14 protein-coding genes are annotated in these 19,979 nt (G+C 36.8%); 8 read left to right on the plus strand and 6 right to left on the minus strand.

Annotation, left to right across the window (positions count from 1 at the left end; genetic code table 11):
- Positions 1-4 precede the first annotated feature (4 nt).
- From KYG33_RS01300 to KYG33_RS01320, 5 genes are all read right to left on the minus strand, one after another.
- Positions 5-1,003, minus strand: a complete 999-nt coding sequence (locus tag KYG33_RS01300) for a DUF4861 family protein (RefSeq protein ID WP_219072526.1) — start codon at positions 1,001-1,003, stop codon at positions 5-7.
- Positions 1,004-1,053: 50 nt separating this feature from the next.
- Complete coding sequence (locus KYG33_RS01305) at positions 1,054-2,469, minus strand: polysaccharide lyase family 1 protein (protein WP_219072527.1); 1,416 nt, start codon at positions 2,467-2,469, stop codon at positions 1,054-1,056.
- Positions 2,470-2,508: 39 nt separating this feature from the next.
- Positions 2,509-3,531 (minus strand): pectinesterase family protein, encoded by a 1,023-nt coding sequence (locus tag KYG33_RS01310; RefSeq protein ID WP_219072528.1) that lies wholly within the window; start codon positions 3,529-3,531, stop codon positions 2,509-2,511.
- Between the two features lie 83 nt (positions 3,532-3,614).
- Positions 3,615-5,429 (minus strand): RagB/SusD family nutrient uptake outer membrane protein, encoded by a 1,815-nt coding sequence (locus tag KYG33_RS01315; RefSeq protein WP_077416261.1) that lies wholly within the window; start codon positions 5,427-5,429, stop codon positions 3,615-3,617.
- 12 nt (positions 5,430-5,441) lie between these two features.
- The gene (locus tag KYG33_RS01320; RefSeq protein WP_219072529.1) at positions 5,442-8,462 is read right to left on the minus strand and encodes a SusC/RagA family TonB-linked outer membrane protein; all 3,021 of its coding nucleotides are present in this window, start codon (positions 8,460-8,462) and stop codon (positions 5,442-5,444) included.
- Between the two features lie 877 nt (positions 8,463-9,339).
- Between KYG33_RS01320 and kduI the strand changes: the two genes are divergently transcribed.
- From kduI to KYG33_RS01360, 8 genes are all read left to right on the plus strand, one after another.
- Complete coding sequence (gene kduI, locus KYG33_RS01325) at positions 9,340-10,176, plus strand: 5-dehydro-4-deoxy-D-glucuronate isomerase (RefSeq protein ID WP_077416267.1); 837 nt, start codon at positions 9,340-9,342, stop codon at positions 10,174-10,176.
- A gap of 8 nt (positions 10,177-10,184) precedes the next feature.
- Positions 10,185-10,967, plus strand: coding sequence for a gluconate 5-dehydrogenase (locus tag KYG33_RS01330; protein WP_077416268.1), 783 nt, complete (start codon positions 10,185-10,187; stop codon positions 10,965-10,967).
- 18 nt (positions 10,968-10,985) lie between these two features.
- Complete coding sequence (uxaC, locus tag KYG33_RS01335) at positions 10,986-12,383, plus strand: glucuronate isomerase (protein WP_077416270.1); 1,398 nt, start codon at positions 10,986-10,988, stop codon at positions 12,381-12,383.
- A gap of 131 nt (positions 12,384-12,514) precedes the next feature.
- Complete coding sequence (locus tag KYG33_RS01340) at positions 12,515-13,522, plus strand: sugar kinase (RefSeq protein ID WP_219072530.1); 1,008 nt, start codon at positions 12,515-12,517, stop codon at positions 13,520-13,522.
- Between the two features lie 229 nt (positions 13,523-13,751).
- Positions 13,752-14,408 (plus strand): bifunctional 4-hydroxy-2-oxoglutarate aldolase/2-dehydro-3-deoxy-phosphogluconate aldolase, encoded by a 657-nt coding sequence (locus tag KYG33_RS01345; RefSeq protein WP_219072531.1) that lies wholly within the window; start codon positions 13,752-13,754, stop codon positions 14,406-14,408.
- A 109-nt stretch (positions 14,409-14,517) separates the two neighbouring features.
- Positions 14,518-16,050, plus strand: coding sequence for an MFS transporter (locus KYG33_RS01350; RefSeq protein WP_077416276.1), 1,533 nt, complete (start codon positions 14,518-14,520; stop codon positions 16,048-16,050).
- Between the two features lie 110 nt (positions 16,051-16,160).
- A complete protein-coding gene (locus KYG33_RS01355; RefSeq protein ID WP_180564046.1) occupies positions 16,161-17,624 on the plus strand; it encodes a tagaturonate reductase in 1,464 nt (487 codons plus the stop codon).
- Positions 17,625-17,629: 5 nt separating this feature from the next.
- Positions 17,630-19,243 (plus strand): UxaA family hydrolase, encoded by a 1,614-nt coding sequence (locus KYG33_RS01360; protein WP_180564045.1) that lies wholly within the window; start codon positions 17,630-17,632, stop codon positions 19,241-19,243.
- A gap of 314 nt (positions 19,244-19,557) precedes the next feature.
- Here the strand turns inward: KYG33_RS01360 and KYG33_RS01365 are convergent, their stop codons facing one another.
- Positions 19,558-19,956: a hypothetical protein gene (locus KYG33_RS01365; RefSeq protein WP_077416281.1), complete on the minus strand. Its 399-nt coding sequence runs from the start codon at positions 19,954-19,956 to the stop codon at positions 19,558-19,560.
- Between the last annotated feature and the right edge of the window lie 23 nt (positions 19,957-19,979).

Genomic DNA, 19,979 nt, shown 5'->3' on the forward strand with positions numbered 1-19,979 from the left:
TAACTTAAAGTTGATTATTTTTATCTAAAATTTCCAGTTTTTTATCCAAATCCTGATAAAATGCTTCCTCTGTTATCAAACCATTTGGCTCCAATGACCAGGCTCCCAAAAAGTAGTAAGAAACATTTTTTGTTTTCTTGAAAACTACGGTATGAGTTGATTTTATTTTTACATATTTATCAAAACTTTCGAGAGGATAGAAGATAGCCATTCCTAGATTGTCCTCTTTTTTCGTTTCGGTTTGATTGCCGTAAGTAGCAATGTAGCCCCATTTTTTATTTTTACTGATTCCCTGTTTTAACGGAATATTTTTAAAAGCAACAATTCCGGTGCATAATCCTGAAATGGTATTGCTTAAGTTTAAATCTACTTTTACAAACCGATCTCTGTTGAAAATCGTCAGTTTTGACTGTAAATCGATGGCATTGCCCCAGGTTTTCCAGCCTTTATAATCAATGGCTGCGTAAGACTGATCTTTTTCATTAACAACTTTTACGGCTGTATTTTTTACAATTTTAAAAGTTTCAACAAAATCATTTTGTTCATCATATCTTCCGTAAGAACCGATACCAATCGTACGGCCGGACTTCAGAATATCCTGTCCCCACGGCGCATCATGATGATAGGATTCAAAACCGTCTTGCCCGACTTCAGGTAAAACCAAAGTGTTTACTTTTTTACCAAAAATATCTGTTGCATTTCTCCAATCTAAATACAATCTGTAGCCGATCTGGTTATTTTCCAGTCCAATACCTTCATACCTGATATAGTAAGAATGGTCTGTATGTCCACCAGGAAGGACAAGCTGGTTAATATTTTTAAATGTTCCTCCAACGTACTGATTATCTTCCCATTTTCCGCCTTCTTTTACGGAAAGTTCTGCATAGGAAAAGGGAGTTTTTGGGTTTTTCTTAATTTCTTCAATTACAGAAGTCTGAGCCAGAGAAAATGTTGAGCTCAAAAATACTCCTGCCATTACTATTCTAAACAAATTGAATTTCATAATATTCTTTATTAGATAACTGGTTTTTTAACTAAAAGTTTTCATGGTTATTAGTATTGTCTTTCGGTTATTTTTTTAACCAGATCGTTAAAATATACTTCAATATTATCGTAGTTTTTATCCAAATCCCGTTCGTTAGAATTGGCAACTTTTGGATTTAATTTATTCTTAATTTCCCATTCATCAGGCATCCCGTCGTTATCTGAATCGGATAGGGGCTTTCCTGTTTTTAAATCCGGAAATCCACCGACATCTTTTTGTGAATCTATGATTCCGCTGGAACTTCCTTTTGAGCCTTTGTAAGTGAAACTTCCTTTTTTCACATCTTTTAAAACATGTAAATCCACTGCATCTCTTACCAAACTCGCACCTCCGATCTGTAAAATTTTCTCGTAAGCTTCTTTTGCAGACTGCGTTTTTACATTATTCTGAATATCGTGAGGCTGATTGATTTTTATCTCATTTTTATCTTTGTCCGTCAAATTATAAGAAGGTTTCATCTGGGCAAAAACACCTTGCGTCCAGTTATCTTTTGTTATTTCTGAATTTCCTTCCATCAAATTTCCGTTAATGTAATATTTCCCCCAGATGTTGTAAACTTCTGTTTCGGTTTTTTCATTTTTATCGATGGCAACAATTCTCTGTCTGGTCATTGTTGCGGGTCCCGGTTTGTAGTAATTATTGATAATATTTACGTTCATTCCTTCACCACCGTAGACGTTGTTGTGTCCCCAGTTGTAGATCACATTATTTCTGAAATCGGTAAGATCAGTCAGTGCAAATTTACTTCCCGCATATTCTCCCAATCTCGGATTTCTGCTGTCGTGATGAGCATAGATATTATGGTGAAAACTTGCCAATCTTCCTCCTGCAATTCCACCATATCCGTGAGCTCCTTTCCGGTGGGCAGAATTTCTTAAACTTTCTGCGATCACGCACCATTGAAGGGTTGTATTTTCATTCACATAAATAGATACTGTTTCATCCGTTGACCAGCTCATAGAACAATGATCAACGATCAGATTTTTGATAAATCTTGCCCCTAACGCATCGCCTTCATAATTTTTCTGATCACCCATTCTGAATCGCATGTAACGGATAACCACATTGTCTGCGCCTACAAAAGTTTCGTAGTTGGCAACGGTAATTCCGTCTCCGGGAGCAGTTTGCCCGGCAATGGTAACATCGCCTTCTTTTATCTTTAAAGGGGATTCCAGATAAATGGTTCCGCCGGTTTTAAACACAATATATCTCGGACCTTTTTGGTCTAAAGCATATCTTAAGGTACCTTCTGAGCCATCGTCTGTAAGCTTTGTCACGAAGCAAACCTTTCCGCCACGACCCCCTGTAGTGTATCTTCCGAAACCTTCTGCTCCCGGAAAACTAAATATTTCCTGAGCATTGGCCCACGAGGAGATACCGCATAAAATTCCTATCGTGAAGAGTTGGGTGAAGAGTTTTTTCATGATTGAAAATCTTTGGTGTTTGTGATGGTTGGGTTTAATTTATTTTAAACTTTTTTTCGTGTTCCAGTTGTCGTTTCCTTTGAGAATATTTTCTGGAGTGTATTTTTTTCTTTCTTCTTTTGTTAATTGATGTGACCATGAAACTCTTTTGGAAATATGGGCTCCGCTTCCTTTTGAGTTGAATTCTGCGTAAAAAGTGGTCTTTTCTGCATCAGGTTTGCTCCAGTTGTGCCATCCTTCAGGCTTTATGGTGGAATTGATTTCACAATCGATGTAAACGGTTTTTGCAAAAGGTCTCCAGGGTCTTCCCAGATAAACTGAGTTTTCTTTAGCATTTCCGATGATTTTTGAATTGGTAAAAACAAATCCGAACTCGTTTTCCTGTGGAGTAGAAGCGGCTGTCACGTAGCTTGCCGTTTCTTTGGAATAAATCGTACAATTTTCAAAAACGGCGGTTCCTGCTCCGAAAATATAATCGGTTGTGCCTTCGATATAGCAGTTTTTAAAGTAGTTTCTTGACGGTTTTGTCTTATCTGTCAAATCCTGGGCTCCTTTTAAGTATAATGTATCCTGATTTCCTAAGAATCTGCAGTTTTCAAAAGCGATTCTGTCACCTGAGGTCAATACGGCAACAGCCTGTCCGACTCTTCCTGAGCTGTTTTCAAACGAAATATTTTTCGCTGTAAAATCATTTGAATAAATAAAAACTGTAGAAGAACCTGTGGTTCCGATATCTTTTCCTTCTGTATTCTTTTTTGAAGCAAAATCATCATATGTAATGATGGTGTTTTGAGGATTTTCTCCTTCTAAGACAATCGCTCCTTTTGTTTCAGGAATGATAATTTTTTCTTTATAAATCCCAGGTTTAATTAAAATTTTTGTTCTTGTTGAAGAACCGTTTTCAATAGCATCAATCGCTTGTTGTACTGTGGTAAAGTTGCCTTTTCCGTCTTTTGAAACCACGATCGTTTTATCGGCAGTTTTAAAAGAAAGAAGACTTAACAATAGTATCGAAAATATTGAAATAAGGTTAAAATTTTTATTAATCAGAGGAGTTTTCATAAAGTTTTAATTTGTTTTAAAATACAGACTTAACCTAAGGCTAAGCCTGTATTCTTAACTTGATATGAATGTACTTTTAATTTCTAGTAGCCGTAATCTTGTGTAAGGTTATAATTTGACATAATGATATCACTGTAAATAGGCAATAATTCTCTTTTGTTGGGTTGGAAATATTGCGCAAAACCTTTTACAGGATCGCTGATATACGTTGGTAACACTGCGGCTCTCCACGCTATTTTGGTATATCCCACGGGGGTTGCATCCTGAGAAGGCAGATAAAATACCTGGGATTTGTCTCCTCCGGTAAAGAAAATATCGATATCATTAATATTTTGCTGAGCTGTTTTTGTAGGATCGTAAACTGATTTCTTATAATAAAGATTCAATGGTACGTTAGCATACTGACCTGTTCCGTTGGCAAAAGCAGTTAATTTTTGTCTTGTTTCCGTAATTTTAGCATCTAATAAATTCCAGCGGATCAAGTCATATTTTCTGATCCCTTCACAACCCAGTTCCAATAATCTTTCCTGAACAAGATAGTTGAAGAACCCAATTTTATCGGTAGGAATTGTTCCAACTTGGCCTAAATTTCCAGCGTAAGCTCTGTTTCTTACCGCTTTTACCGCATTGATTGCATCTGAAGAAGGTGCTCCATGAAGCTCATTATCTGCTTCTGCAAACATTAATAATACATCTGAAAAACGCAGTAAAGGCCAGTCAACAGCCAGGTTTTGAGAAGGTCCTGTTACATTCGTCCACGATTTTCTGTATTTAGAATCTGTGAAAGAAATGGCATTTACGATTTCTGCCTGATTAGAATTATTCACTTTGAAAATTCCAACGTTCATATCTCTTCTCAAGTCATATTTACTGAACTCGTAGAAATAAGTCGGAAGGGCATTGATCCCGCCGCCGCCTTTCCAGTTGGAGTTGTCGTCATGCTTTAAGCCATTATAATATCCGATTTTACTATCTGTTCTTGCGTTTCCTCCGAACGCTCCTACACAGAAGATGATTTCGTTGGTGGTGTCTTGTGTGTTTGAATGTAAAGCTTTGAAAACCTGCTCGTAGCTGGGATTTAAGCTATGTTCACCGGTATGATTCATGATGTCTTTACATTCATCAAGGGCAATTTGATAATAGGTTTGAGGATTTGTTCCCTTCGCCATCTGCTGTGGATTTCTTCTTAAAGAATATCCTGCTCTTGCTAATGCGATTCTTGCTCTCAGTCCTTTTACAAAACCTTTGGAAATTCTTGCATTGGTCGTGCTTCCTTCGGATCTCCATGGAACTAAAGTGGCAGCCTGGGCAAGATCAGCAATCATTTTTTCGTAAATAACGTCTCTGTCTGTCTTAGGTAAATAAAGATTGTCATAATCTGCAGATGGTTTGTCCTGAAAAGGGACATCACCCCAGTTTCTGATCAGTTCATAATAAAACTGAGCTCTCAATGTCAAAGCTTCTCCAAGGTATCTGTCCATTAATTTTTTATCAGCGTCAGAACCTGTTTTGTAAACAGGAGACAGCGGAATATTTTTAATGCAAAGATTGGCTCTTTCAATTCCTGAATATAATTTTAAGAAAGGCTTATTTAATTCTGTATTGGTAGGGCAGGCACCAAATGTTGCGAGACCTCTTCTGTCATTACAGTTGTAATCTCCCGAAGTTCTGAAATCATCACTTGAATGTGGATATATTAATGCTAATCGCTGTCCATATCCATCATCACCTGCAAGCTGGCTGTAAACTCCCACTAAAGCGGTAAATGTGTCAGATACACTATCGAATTGCTGAGCTTCTGCCACACTTGAATAGTTTTCAGGTTCAAGATAATCGCTACATGAATGTATGGTAGTAAGAGATAGGATACAACTTAATATAATTATTGTTTTTTTCATGTTAATTTTCAATTAAAAGGTTAAATCAATACCTGTTAAAATAAATCTGCTTCTAGGATATGCAGCATAATCAACTCCCGGAGTTAAAGGATTTTTTCTTGTACTGGCTTCAGGATCATATCCTTTGTAACCTGTGATGGTAAATAAATTATTCACCGTAGCGTACAGCCTGAAATTTTTGATACCAAGCATCTCCAAAGAGCCTTTTGGCAGGCTATATCCTATAGTAACATTATTCAGCCTTAAGAAAGATCCATCTTCGATGGCGTAAGAATGGAGTATGTAATTTCCTTGTGGAGGAGTCCACATCGTAGTGTTTGCATTTAGCGCTGCCAAAGCAGTAGGATCGGTAACTTTTACCCCTTGATCGTTGAACCATCTCCATCTGTCTGCAACTTCTGCCGACATGTTGTTGTCTCTGTATAGATACTGAGTGGTAAACTCTATTTTATTGGCATTATATACTTTGTTTCCGATAGAGAAGTTAAAGAATAAGCTCATATCCCAGTTTCTGTATCTGAAAGTCTGGCTGAAACCTCCGAAGAATTTTGGCTGTGCGCTTCCCAGCTCGGTCTGGTCAGCTGCTGTGATTTGTCCGTCACCATTCAGATCTTTCAATTTAAGATCTCCCGGCTGAATTGGTTTAGAACCGTTAGCCACAGCACTGCTGCTTGGAACTCCCGTTTTCAAAGTATAGGCCTGAGTGGTCGCATTGTAATCAAAATCACTGATCTCATATCGTCCTTCAGTTACATATCCATAGTACGTACCTACCGGATTTCCCACTTTAGCAATGAAGTCGTACAAACTGTTTACCCATCCTGAAGCTACCAGATAATAATCATTTCCTCCTGAAACATTTGCCCCCAGGCTTTTAATAACATTTTTGTTGGCAGAAATATTGAAGTCTGTTTTCCAGGTAAAATTTTCTTTATTGACAATAAGTCCTCCCAGGGTAAATTCCAGACCTTTGTTCTGTGTTTTTCCTGAATTTTGATATTGATACTCATATCCTGACGTCTGAGGAATTTTTGCTAAGACCAATAAATCTTTTGTATCAGTAATATATCCGTCGATACTACCATATAATCTTCCGTTAAAAAAACCGAAGTCGATCCCTAAGTTTTTAGATACAGTAGCTTCCCAGGTTACGTTCTTGTTTGCCAGAGTATTTCCTGTAGTAGCTCCTGGAGTTACACCGCTTCCGAAGGTATATCCATAGTCAGTAGAAGTCGTGAAGAAAGTATCATATAAGTAGGCCGGAATTCTGTTGTTTCCTGCAAGACCATATCCGAAACGTAATTTAAGCTCCTCCAGCCATTCTTTATTTTTAAGGAAATTTTCTTCTTTAAGTTTCCAAGCTACAGAAACTGCAGGAAAAGTTCCCCATCTGTTTCCTGCTCCGAATACATTGGATGCATCGGCTCTTATGGAGGCTGTTACGATATATTTATTATTAAAAATATAGTTTGCTCTACCAAAAAAGGAAAGAAGTCTGTCCGGAGGCAATGCACCGGTTTTAGGAGCATCCTGAATCATCCCTGAAGGTGGAGTTGCAGATTGGATATTAGCAAAAGCCTCATTAGGTGAGATAGAAACTGGGAGCCATTTGGTATATGTACTTGAAGTTTCTCCGTCAGTTTGTACGGTTTCTTCTCCCAATAATAAATCTACTTTATGATTTCCGAATTTTTGGGTATAATTTAAAGTGTTGGTATTGGTAATCCTTCTGGTCTGGTTTCTCGTTAACTGTACAATCGGCTGATTGTTATTGGATCTTGCATCATTGGTAACAGTACCCCAGAACTGATTGATGAAATTATCTTTCTGAACATACCCTACAACACTTCTGAAAGTTAAATTTTTCGTAATGTTATAATTCAAGTACGCATTTAGTAATAAATCATTTGTTTTTGCATCCTTTACTTCATTATCATTTAAAATCAGAGGATTTACAAGATTGGTTAATGTGGCGTAGTTAGGATCAAAATCATCAATAGGAACATTGCTTCCTCCTTCAAAAGGCTGGTATCTTACAGCGTTTCTTAATCTGTTGGTACCCTGAGATCCGCTTGCCGAAGTTCCGGCCCCGGAAATCAGCTGTCGGCTGTATCGTGCATTAAATCCAACCTTCAGCTTTTTTGAAATATCATAATCATACTTGAAATTGGCCATGCTTCTCCTGAAGCCGGACTTGAGCATAATCCCATCTTCTTCCACATGATTTAATGTCAAGGAAAAAGTAGATTTATCGGAACCGCCTGTTAAGCTTAAATTGTGAGTGAAGTTGAAAGCTTCTTTTCCGAAAAGCTCATTCTGCCAGTCTCTCTTCTTTATATTTCCGTATTTATCAGCAAGTTCATTGAAATTACCATATCGGGTTGTAAAGGTAGTCATGTCGTCAGCTATACCGTTTTTATTATAAAGCTCGTACTGATACATTACAAATTCATAAGGGTCAAGAACAGGGATGGTGTTTGTAATTTTTCTTACCCCAGTATAACCGCTGTAATTGACTTGAGCAGCAGCTTTTTTGCGTCCGCCTTTTGTGGTGATCAAAACAACACCGTTGGCACCTCGCGATCCATAGATAGAGGTAGAAGCAGCATCTTTTAATACTTCAATAGATTCAATTTCTTTAGGAGAAATAATCGACAGAGCGTTATCCATCTGGATTCCGTCCACAATATATAGAGGAGCATTACTTTGTGTAATAGAAGTACCGCCTCTTACTTTAATTTCAACTTCAGCGCCGGGTGACCCTTCGCTGGCCGTGATCTGAACGCCGGCAACTCTTCCCTGAATTGCTTCTGCTGCACTATTTACAGGCATATCTTTTACTTCGTCAGCCTTTACGGAACCAACGGCATTGGTGACATCTTTTTTTGAAACTTTAGAATAACCTACCAAAACCACTTCATCAATGTTTTTTTCGGTTTCCTTTTTAGTTTCTTTTTCTTGAGCCATAGCAAGGACAGGAAGTAGAAAGACAGTTAAATATAACCACTTTATTGAATGTACTCTTTTATCCATTTTGTATCCTTATAGTTTTAATTTTTGGTTGAAAGTTTTTTTCAATCGTTTTGTTTTGTGTGGATTTGTAAAGTATTCTACTGATTTTTAGCGGCAAATATTTTCTGAAAGATTTTACACGTTTTAGAGTGCAATCGATTGCGTAAATTTTCATAATAAATATCCTGGCTTCTAAACTAATATTATTTTTCAATACGCAAAGAAAAAAATATTATTTTTTCATTAATTTAATTGTTGAAAGATGAAGGGATTTGTAAAATGATAGATAGTTATAATATTGTAAATAGTTGTAAATTAATAATTTGTAAATTTTAGTTTAGTTTGAATATTTATGTAAAAGAAATCAAATTTCTTTATTCTTTATTAATTTAAAACTTAAATTTTGCTTAAAATTTATCTGTTTTTGCCCTTAAAAATTTCCCAAAATGACAGTCAAGATTATTTTTTTTGCAATATTTCTGACTTTTGTCATCTTTTCAGATCAATATTTTTAGTTAGATTCTATACTCCATATTAATTATTCTTATTGTATACAATATATATAGTACTTTTTATTTATTATTATCAAATTAACATCTTAATTTTATCATTTTGTTTTGGCATGATTTTATATTTAAACCCTATTTAAGCATTAATTTTGGGTAATAGTATTGATGTAATTCCTTGGAAATTTTCTTGTTTTTATTATTGTTATCAAAATTAATTAACTGTAAATTAGATATTTATATATTTAAATTAATTTTTTGTTAACTAATTAAAGAATAATTATATATTTATCCCACAAGTATTTCTATCATATTTTAGTGTAATTTTATGCAATCGATTACACAATGTTTAACAGGTTTTGATAAAACCGCAAAAAGAAAAGTATAGTAGTATGTCACAATCAGAATTTCGTTACGCCCATCATCCCGAAGATGTAAAGAAGTATACCACTGAAGATCTTAGGAGGGAGTTTCTAATCAATGATTTATTTAATGAAGATAAGATAAAATTAGTCTATTCTATGTATGACAGGCTGATTGTAGGTGGTATCATGCCTTCCGCACAAGCTTTGAAGCTGGAACCTACAGACGATTTGAAAGCTCAGCATTTTCTTGACAGAAGAGAGTTGGGAATCATTAACGTTGGTGGTGCCGGAAAAGTAACGGTAGACGGAGAAGTATATGAGCTTGGAAACAAAGAAGCTTTATACATCGGAAAAGGGGCTAAAGAAGTAGTTTTTGAAAAGTCAGGTGATACACAACCTTATTTTTACATCAACTCAGCTCCTGCACATCACACGTATCCAACTAAAAAAATCACGAAAAATGAAGCCGAAATTGTAAAATTGGGTGATAAGAAATACGCCAACAAGCGTACGATCAATAAGCTGATTGTAAATTCTGTACTGGAAACCTGTCAACTTCAAATGGGAATGACGGAACTTCATCCGGGAAGCGTATGGAATACAATGCCTGCACATACTCACACCAGAAGAATGGAAGCTTATTTCTATTTTGATCTGGAAGAAGGACAAACAGTAAGCCACTTCATGGGACAGCCTGATGAAACGCGTCATATTTTTATGACCAATAGACAGGCGGTATTGTCTCCGGAATGGTCTATCCACTCAGGAGTCGGAACTTCCAATTATACTTTTATCTGGGGTATGGCCGGAGAAAATATGGACTACAGTGATATGGACGGTATCAAAACTAACGAACTAAAGTAATTTTTCCAATGAATTTATTTGATTTATCCGGTAAAGTAGCAGTCGTTACAGGCGGTACTCACGGATTAGGAATGGCAATGGCAGAAGGTCTTGCCGCTGCAGGTGCTGAACTGGCGATCACAAGTACGACACCGTCAAAATTAGAGGAAGCTTTAAACTATTATCATTCAAAAGGATACAAAGCAACCGGTTATCTTTTTGATGTGACGGACGAGCTGGAAGCCGCTCAGAAAGTAGCTTTAATGGAAGCTACTCATGGAAAAATAGACATCCTTGTCAACAACGCGGGAATCATCAAGCGTATTCCGGCAATTGATATGGAAGTGGAAGACTTTAGAAAAGTAATTGATGTAGATCTTACAGGACCTTTCATCATGTCGAAATTAGTAGGCAAATATATGATCAAAAGAAAATCCGGAAAAATCATCAACATCTGCTCGATGATGAGTGAGCTGGGACGAGACAATGTAGTAGCCTATGCTTCTGCAAAAGGCGGTCTGAAAATGCTTACCAAAAATCTGGCGACAGAATGGGCAAAACACAATATTCAGGTAAACGGAATCGGGCCCGGATATTTTGCCACTTCTCAGACAGAACCCATCCGGGTGGACGGACATCCTTTTAACGACTTTATTATCAGCAGAACTCCGGAAGGAAGATGGGGAAATCCGGAAGATCTTGCAGGAACAGCTATTTTCTTAGCTTCTGACGCAAGCAGATTCATCAACGGACAGATTATTTACGTGGATGGAGGGATTTTGGCGACCATCGGGAAACCTGCTAATGAGTAACAACAGAATCAGACTAGAATGAAACCTTTTATTACAGATAACTTTTTATTACAAAATAAATACGCTGAAGAATTATACTTCAAATACGCGGAAAAACAACCCATCATTGATTACCACAATCATTTGATTCCTAAAGATATTGCAGAAGACACTGTTTTCGAAAATATCTCAAAGGTTTGGATTGCTGGTGACCATTACAAATGGAGAGCCATGCGTACCATGGGTGTGAACGAAAAATTCATCACGGGAGACGCTTCAGATAAAGAAAAATTTGAGGCCTGGGCCAAAACAGTTCCTTATACATTGAGAAATCCTTTGTATCACTGGACACATCTGGAATTAAAAAGATATTTCGGAATTGATGAATTATTAAATGCAGACAACGCATCTGACATTTACGATAATATCTCATCCCAGCTTCATACTCCTGAAAAATCAACAAGAGGCTTATTAAAAATGATGAATGTAGAATCTCTGTGCACCACGGAAGATCCTACAGATGTATTGAATTATCACCAGGATCTGGCAAAAAGCGATTTTAACATTAAAGTAAGCACGGCTTTCCGTCCTGATAAAGCAATTTTAATCGAAAATCACAACTTTGCAGATTATATTTCAAAATTAGGCGAATCTGCCGGAATTGAAATTAATTCCTATCAAACATTGTGCGATGCTTTAATCAAAAGAATTGAATATTTCCACGAAAATGGCTGCAGATTATGCGACCACGGATTGAATAATATTTCTTTCGAAGAATTCACAGAAGCGGAAGTAAGCGAAATTTTTAATGATAAAATTTCAGGAAAAGTAATTGCTGAAAGACAGGTGAATCAATTCAAAACTGCCATTTTATTATTTTTAGGAGAAGCGTACCACAAATACGGCTGGGTTCAGCAGTTCCATCTTGGAGCATTGAGAAATAATAATGAAAGAATGCACAGAATTCTTGGCCCAGATACAGGCTGGGACTCTATAGGTGACTTCGTTCAGGCTGAAACCCTGTCTAAATTACTGAATACATTAGACGGGAAAGATAAATTAACAAAAACCATTTTATATAATTTAAATCCTGCCGACAACGAGATTTTCGCGACAATGATCGGAAATTTCAATGATGGCAGCATCAAAGGAAAAGTACAGTTCGGATCAGGATGGTGGTTCCTGGACCAAAAAGACGGAATGATCAAGCAGATGAATGCCCTGTCAAACATGGGACTGATCAGCTGTTTCGTTGGGATGCTGACGGATTCCAGAAGTTTCCTTTCTTTCCCTAGACACGAATATTTCAGAAGAGTACTGTGCAACCTTTTCGGAGAAGAAATGAAAAATGGTGAATTACCTGATGATATCGATCTGATAGGGAAGACCATTTCAGATATTTGTTATCATAATGCTAAAAATTATTTTGATTTTTAAATTTCAAATTAAATAAAAATTCTTGCAGATTTAGCAGATTACACAGATTTTTTTAAACATAATCATTTACCAGATTTGTTCAATCTGCGAGAGATAAAAAATAAAATTTACCTTAAAGGTTAATTAAAACTATGAGCAGCAAAATAGTCACATTCGGAGAAGTCATCATGCGACTTTCGCCACCCGGAAACAGAACCATGAAGCAAAGCCACGAAATGGAATTCTTTTTCGGTGGAACAGAGCTTAATGTAGCATCTTCATTGGCAACAATGGGTTGTGACGTCAGGCATGTCAGCAGCGTTTCTGATGATTTTGTAGGAGAATCGGCGGTTTCCTTCATTAAGAGTTTTGGAATAGATACCTCCTTCATCAGCAAAAATGATTATCCTTTAGGTTTGTACTTTTTAGAAGTAGGGTCATCAGTTCGCGCCAGTAGAATTGCCTATAACAGATTGAACGGCTCTTTTGCCAATATTAAGCCTGAAAATATTGACTGGAAAAAAGCCCTTGAAGGCTGCCAATATTTCCACTGGACAGGTATCAGCCCCGGAATTTCCGAAGCAACTTATGAAAGTCTTAAAGAAGGTTTACAAACAGCCCGTGAATTGGGAATAGAGGTTACAACCGATCCTGCATACCGCTCAAACCTTTGGAAATACGGCAAAAAAGGAAACGAAGTTTTGAAAGAGCTGGTTTCTTATTCAACGATTTTTATAGGGGGAGTGAATGAAATTAATGAAATTCTAGGAACTCAGTTTTCATCAGATAAAGAAGGGTTCACTGAAGCTTGTAAAGAATTAAAACAGCAATGTCCTTCTATTCATAAAATTTTCGACAAAATAAGAATTGGCGTTACAGCAAGTTCTCAGCAGACACAGGGAAGAGCTTTAGTTGGTGATAACTATTTTGAAACTGAATTGTTGGAAGTTAATCCTGTAGTCGATCGAATCGGGACAGGCGATGCTTTTGCAGCAGGTTTGATCTATGGGTTAATCAATTTCGATGACGAAAAAGCATTAAAATTCGCTAATGCAGCGTGTGCGATAAAGCACACCATTTTAGGGGATATCAATTACAGCAGCGCAGAAGATATTCTGGAAGTCATGAATGGAGATTCAGGAGGAAGAATAAAAAGATAGTTGGCAATTGGCTTATCGATAAAATAAAAAAATGTAGACTTAGCTGAGTGAAATCGAAGATTCGAAGCAGTCAAACGCCTTTGCGAACTTAAAAATACACATCAAGTTTTAAAAAGAAAATCTTTGCGCTAAAAACAAAAGATTTAGATAAAAGTCTTGAATAGGCAGCATACTAAAGGATGGATTAAATTCCATCAAAGATTATTTTCAAACAGAATAATTAAACAAAATGACAAAAATTCAATCGGTTACTGAGGCCATCATCAATCAGGGAGTTTTACCTCTGTATTATAATGCTGATGAAACGGTAACTCTGGAAATACTGAGATCGCTTTACAAAGCCGGAATTCGTGCAGTGGAATATACAAGCCGCGGTGAAGCTGCGCTAAGTAATTTTACAAAAATGGTAGAAATACGTAATGCAGAAATGCCGGAAATGCTTCTGGGAATTGGAACAATAAAAAATGTGCGACAAGCTGAAGAATATTATAAAGTAGGAGCAGATTTCTTTATCAGTCCGGGTTTTGTAGCTGAGGTTGCAGAATTTTTGATTCCTAAAGATTTGTTGTACAGTCCGGGTTGTATGACGCCGACTGAAATTATTACCGCTGAAGACGCAGGAGTTACTTTCATTAAACTATTCCCCGGGAACGCCTTAGGAATCGGATTTATGAGTGCAATCAAAGATGTTTTTCCAAATCTGAAATTTATGCCGACAGGTGGAGTAAATACCACTAAAGAAAGCATCGAAAGCTGGTTCAAAGCCGGTGTTTCAGCAGTAGGAATGGGAAGCAAACTGGTAAGCAAAGAATTAATGCTTGCTAAAGATTATATAACGATTGAAAAAGAAACGAAGAAAGTACTGGAAATTATTCAGTCTTTATAATAATGATTAAATAAAACACTTTGTGGTCTTGGTAAGTGAAACGCCTTTGAGAACTTAAAAACAAACATCATTATTAAAAAATAAAAAACGAAGTAATTCTAAAACTAATATGAGTTCAGTTAAATCTCCTAAACCGAGTACTTTCAGATGGACGATATGCTTTTTGCTGTTCATTGCAACCACGATCAATTATCTTGATCGTCAGGTTTTATCTTTGACGTGGAAAGATTTTATCGCACCGGAATTTCACTGGAACAATAATGATTACGGAAATATCACGGCATTATTCTCTATTTTCTATGCAGTAGGAATGCTTTTTGCTGGAAAATTTGTCGATTGGATGGATACCAAAAAAGGTTTCCTTTGGGCAATCGGAATCTGGTCTGTCGGTGCAGTTTTACATGCATTTTGCGGAATTGCAACCTCAGGAATTCTTACCGGAAACTGGCTGACAGGTTTTCACGGATCTAAAGAATTGATTTCTACAGTTTCCAATACCTCAGCCATCATCAGTACGAGTGTAACACTGTTCATTTTTGCACGCTTCGTATTGGCTATTGGTGAAGCAGGAAATTTCCCGGCAGCAATTAAAACTACGGCGGAATATTTCCCTAAAAAAGACAGAGCTTTAGCAACAAGTATTTTCAATGCAGGAGCAACGGTTGGAGCTTTGGCAGCACCGGTTACCATTCCTTTTATAGCAAAAGCGATGGGGTGGGAATGGGCATTTATCATCATTGGTGCGTTGGGATTTGTATGGATGGGATTGTGGATTTTCTACTACAAAAAACCTCACGAACATCATAAAGTTAACGAACATGAATTAACCTATATTCAGCAGGATCAGGAAGACTTTGCTGTTGAAGAAAATACCGTGCAGGCAGAAGAAAGAAAATTCACTTTCAAAGAATGTTTCAGTCACAGACAGACCTGGGCTTTTGCCTTTGGGAAATTTATGACAGACGGTGTTTGGTGGTTCTTTTTATTCTGGACTCCGGCTTATTTAAGTTCCGTTTACAAAATGGATTCTACACAAAGTGCATTGCCATTGTTTGTTCTTTATATGATTACTTTATTGTCAATCATCGGAGGGTGGCTTCCAAAATATTTTGTGGAAAAGAAAGGAATGAATGCCTATTCAGGAAGAATGAAAGCCATGTTGATTTTCGCATTTTTTCCCTTATTGGCACTGTTAGCACAGCCTTTAGGTTCAGTAACCTATTGGATTCCGGTTTTAATTATCGGAATTGCAGGAGCAGCACATCAGGCCTGGTCGGCAAATATTTTCTCGACAGTTGGCGATATGTTCCCGAAAAAAGCCATTGCAACCATTACCGGAATTGGCGGAATGGCGGGTGGAATCGGTTCATTCATTATTAATAAATCTTCAGGCGTATTGTTCGATCATGCGCATAAAGCCTGGTCAACGGTTGACGGAATTCCTTTATTGGAAAAATATCCTCAATACATCAACGAAAGATTACCCGACGGATTTTTTGAGCAGCTGGAAAAATCAGGATCAGTAGTTGTAGATGGAATCGATAAAGGCTACATGATTATATTTTCAGCATGTGCCGTAGCATATCTTATCGCTTGGACCGTAATGAAAACATTGGTTCCAAAATATAAGGTGATAAAATAAAACTTTATGAGCTTTGTTAAGCGAAACGCCTTTGCAAAATTAAAAACAGGTAGTAGTCAAAAAAACTTGGGCTCTGCGTTAAAAAAAAATAAAATCATCGAGTTAAAAAGATGGAAAATCAGATAAAACAAAAATTAAATCGTGAATTAATCGGTTCTCAGGAAAAACTTCCCATCAAAATTATACAGTTTGGAGGTGGAAATTTTATGAGAGGATTCACAGATTATGTCATTGATAAATTAAATAAAGAAGTGGGGTTCAATGCCGGAATTGTAAATGTTCAACCAACGGCGGGCGGTTCGGTTCATAAACTGGAAGAACAGGATAATCTGTACACGCTTTTCTCAAGGGGAATTAAAAAAGGGGAGATCGTTGATACAAAACAAGTGATTTCTGCGATTCAGAAGTCAATTAATCCTTATACAAATTACAATGAATTCTTAGCGTTGGCGAAAGAACAAGAATTAGAATTTATCTTCTCAAACACAACAGAAACGGGAATTGCTTATGACGAATCAGAAAATGATTACATTGGTCCGCACAAGAATTTCCCTGCGAAATTAACCGTTTTATTGTACGAAAGATTTAAACATTTCAATGGAGCTACAGATAAAGGAGTAAGAATTATTCCCTGTGAATTGATTGAAGACAATGCATCTGCGTTGAGAGATATGATGCTGAAGTATGCCCGACTTTGGAATTTAGATGCTGATTTTGCGCAATGGATTAATCAAAATAATTATTTCCATAATACTTTGGTTGACAGGATTGTTCCAGGGTATCCGAAAGATGACGCAGAATCATACGAAGATCAGTTGGATTATGAAGATCAGATGATGGTTGTTTCTGAAACATTCTTACTTTGGGTAATTCAGGATGCCGGAAATTTAAAAGAGAGAATTCCTTTTGCTCAGATTAACGAACAGATTTTGGTGGTCGATGATATTCAACCGTACCGTTTGAGAAAAGTGAGAATCCTGAATGGCGGTCATACCTTAATGCTGGCTCCTGCAGTTTTATCAGGTAAGGAAACGGTAAAAGAATCTATTGACGATGCATTTATCGGAAAGTTTTTAAGTGAAACCATTTTTAATGAAGTAAATCCGACTTTGGGTCTGGATGAAACGGAACTGAAAGATTTTGCGGAAGAAGTTTTCGACAGGTTCAGAAATCCTTTTATTAAACATTATCAGGCGAGTATCGCGTTATATTTTGTTTCTAAATTTAAAGTAAGAATCCTTCCTAGTTTGCTGGGTTACGTTGAAATCAACAAAAAATTACCACTAAATCTGGTATTCTCTTTGGCAAGCTTAATCAGATTCTATCAGGGGAATTTTGGTGAAAAATCTTTGCCTATCAATGATGAAGAATCTATTGTTGCTAAATTCAAAGAAATCTGGATAAACGAAGATTATGGGAAAGTAGCAGAATTATCATTAAGTGAAACCGCTTTCTGGGATACAGACCTTACTCAGGTTGACGGACTGAAAAATGCAGTCGCAAAAGCTTTGTGGGAAATAGACCACAACGGCGTAGAAACTGCGTATTACAACTTTATACAATTATATTCTTAGAAAAAATGCAAAAGAAAGTACTAAAAGTAAATCCCAAGGATAATGTAGCGGTTGCGCTGGTAGATCTTGCGCAGGGGGAAACTGTTACTTTGGGTGAACTTACTTATGAAATTATAAAAGACACGAAAGCGAAACACAAATTCGTGACTGAAGATCTTGCTGTAGGTGATGCTATTATCATGTACGGAGTTTTGGTGGGAAAAGCCAGCCTGCCGATCCGGAAAGGAGAGGTGATTACGACTGAAAACGTAAAACATCAAAGCGCAAAAGTAGAACGAAAAACAGAAACCACTTCCTGGACAGCTCCGAATGTTGATAAATGGAAAGATAAAACGTTCATGGGCTATCATCGCGAAGACGGGCAGGTAGGAACGGAAAATGTATGGTTATTTTTCCCGTTGGTTTTTTGTGAAAACAGGAATGTTGAGATTTTAAAGGATGTTTTTGAAAAAGAACTGTTGTTTGAAAAAGTGACAAAACACCAGTTATTATTAAGATCATTAATCAATAATTCCGAAACGGAAACTGCTGTTGAAGAAGAGCAGGATTCAAGAGTATTTAAAAATATTGAAGTTAAATTCATTACGCATCAGGGCGGTTGTGGCGGAATTCGTCAGGATGCCGAGGCATTGGGAAGATTGCTGGCAGGATATGTTAACAATCCGAACGTAGCCGGAGCAACAGTTTTAAGCTTGGGCTGCCAGAATTTACAGGTTCAGATTTTTAAAGATGCCCTGGAAAAAATCAGTCCGGATAATAAAAAGCCCATCATCGTTTACGAACAGCAAAAGTCCGGAACTGTAGATGAAATGTTAAGCGGAATTATTAAAGATTCTTACGAAGCCATCAAACAGGCTAATGAAACAGAAAGAAAACCTGCTCCGATTTCTAAACTTGTTTTAGGGTTGGAATGTGGGGGTTCAGACGGTTTCTCAGGGATTTCTGCAAACCCGGTTTTAGGACAGCTGTCAGATTTAATGGCAGGAATCGGAGGTTCAACTATTCTTTCAGAATTTCCGGAACTATGCGGAGTAGAGCAGGAGCTGGTCAACCGTTGTGTGAAAGAAGAAGATGCAGAAAGGTTTTTACAATTAATGAAAGATTTTGAAAATTCAGTCGTTGCTGCAGGATCTGGCTTTGATATGAATCCGTCGCCGGGGAATATTAAAGATGGCCTAATAACCGATGCTATGAAATCTGCAGGAGCGGCTAAAAAAGGCGGTTCATCGCCAATAAATGATGTACTTGATTTTACAGAATACATCAAAGAACCGGGCTTAAATTTATTGTGTACACCAGGCAATGACGTGGAATGTACTACCGCTTTGGTGGGTTCAGGTTCCAATGTTGTTTTATTCACAACTGGTCTTGGAACTCCGACAGGGAATCCTGTGGTTCCCGTAGTGAAAATTTCCTCAAATACATCATTATCAGAAAGAATGCCCGATATCATCGATTTCAATACCGGAGACGTGATTACAGGGGAAAAATCAATAGACGAAAAAGCAGAAGAATTGTTAGAATTTATCATAGAAGTTGCCAGCGGAGAGGTAAAAACCAAAGCAGCAATTCTCAATCAGAACGATTTTATTCCTTGGAGACGGGGCGTAAGTTTATAGTTATCGTTTTTATATAAATAATTAGATTTGAAAATGCTTTCCACATGATGTGGAAAGTATTTTCTTTTGAATTGATAACGCGGATTTGTAATTCGTGCTTATAAACTTTTATCACTCAAAATACTTCTTACTGCTTCAGCAATATCTCTTGAATAAATTGCTATATTCTCTGCTACAGACCACGAATCAGATTTTTTCTTTACTAAGATTGGCGAAATTTATATAGCTATTTCTATTACAAGCTTTTTAAATTCTTCATCAGTTAAATGTTTCTTTTCCATATTTTCAAATTAAATAAATATTGGTACTTTTTATTAAAAGAGTAAAGTAGTCAAAAAAGGTGAAATTAATGTCAGTACAGTGAAAATAGCATCTCCCATGTGTAATTTTCTATACTCACCTTGTTCCCAACTTGATTGCATATAACCTGTCATTAAAGGTTCATTTCCAAAGATTATTATAAATAAATTTCTTAATATCCAATAATAAATCATAAAAAATAAGGGCAAGAATGCCCATGTAGCAGCACTACCGTTTGTCATTTTTAATGATTCACGATTAATATTAAGATATCCAAGTAAAGCAATCAAAATTGCGAATATTAATATGATAAGGTAGGTTGTTCTATTTTTCAATACTTTATAAGACATCCATAAAATAAATTGACCAATACCACCAAGCATGATATAAAGAGATTGATTATCCAGATCCATCTATGTTTGTCTTTAAATTAACT

The sequence above is a fragment of the Chryseobacterium sp. D764 genome, from assembly GCF_019317325.1.
GTDB lineage: Bacteria > Bacteroidota > Bacteroidia > Flavobacteriales > Weeksellaceae > Chryseobacterium.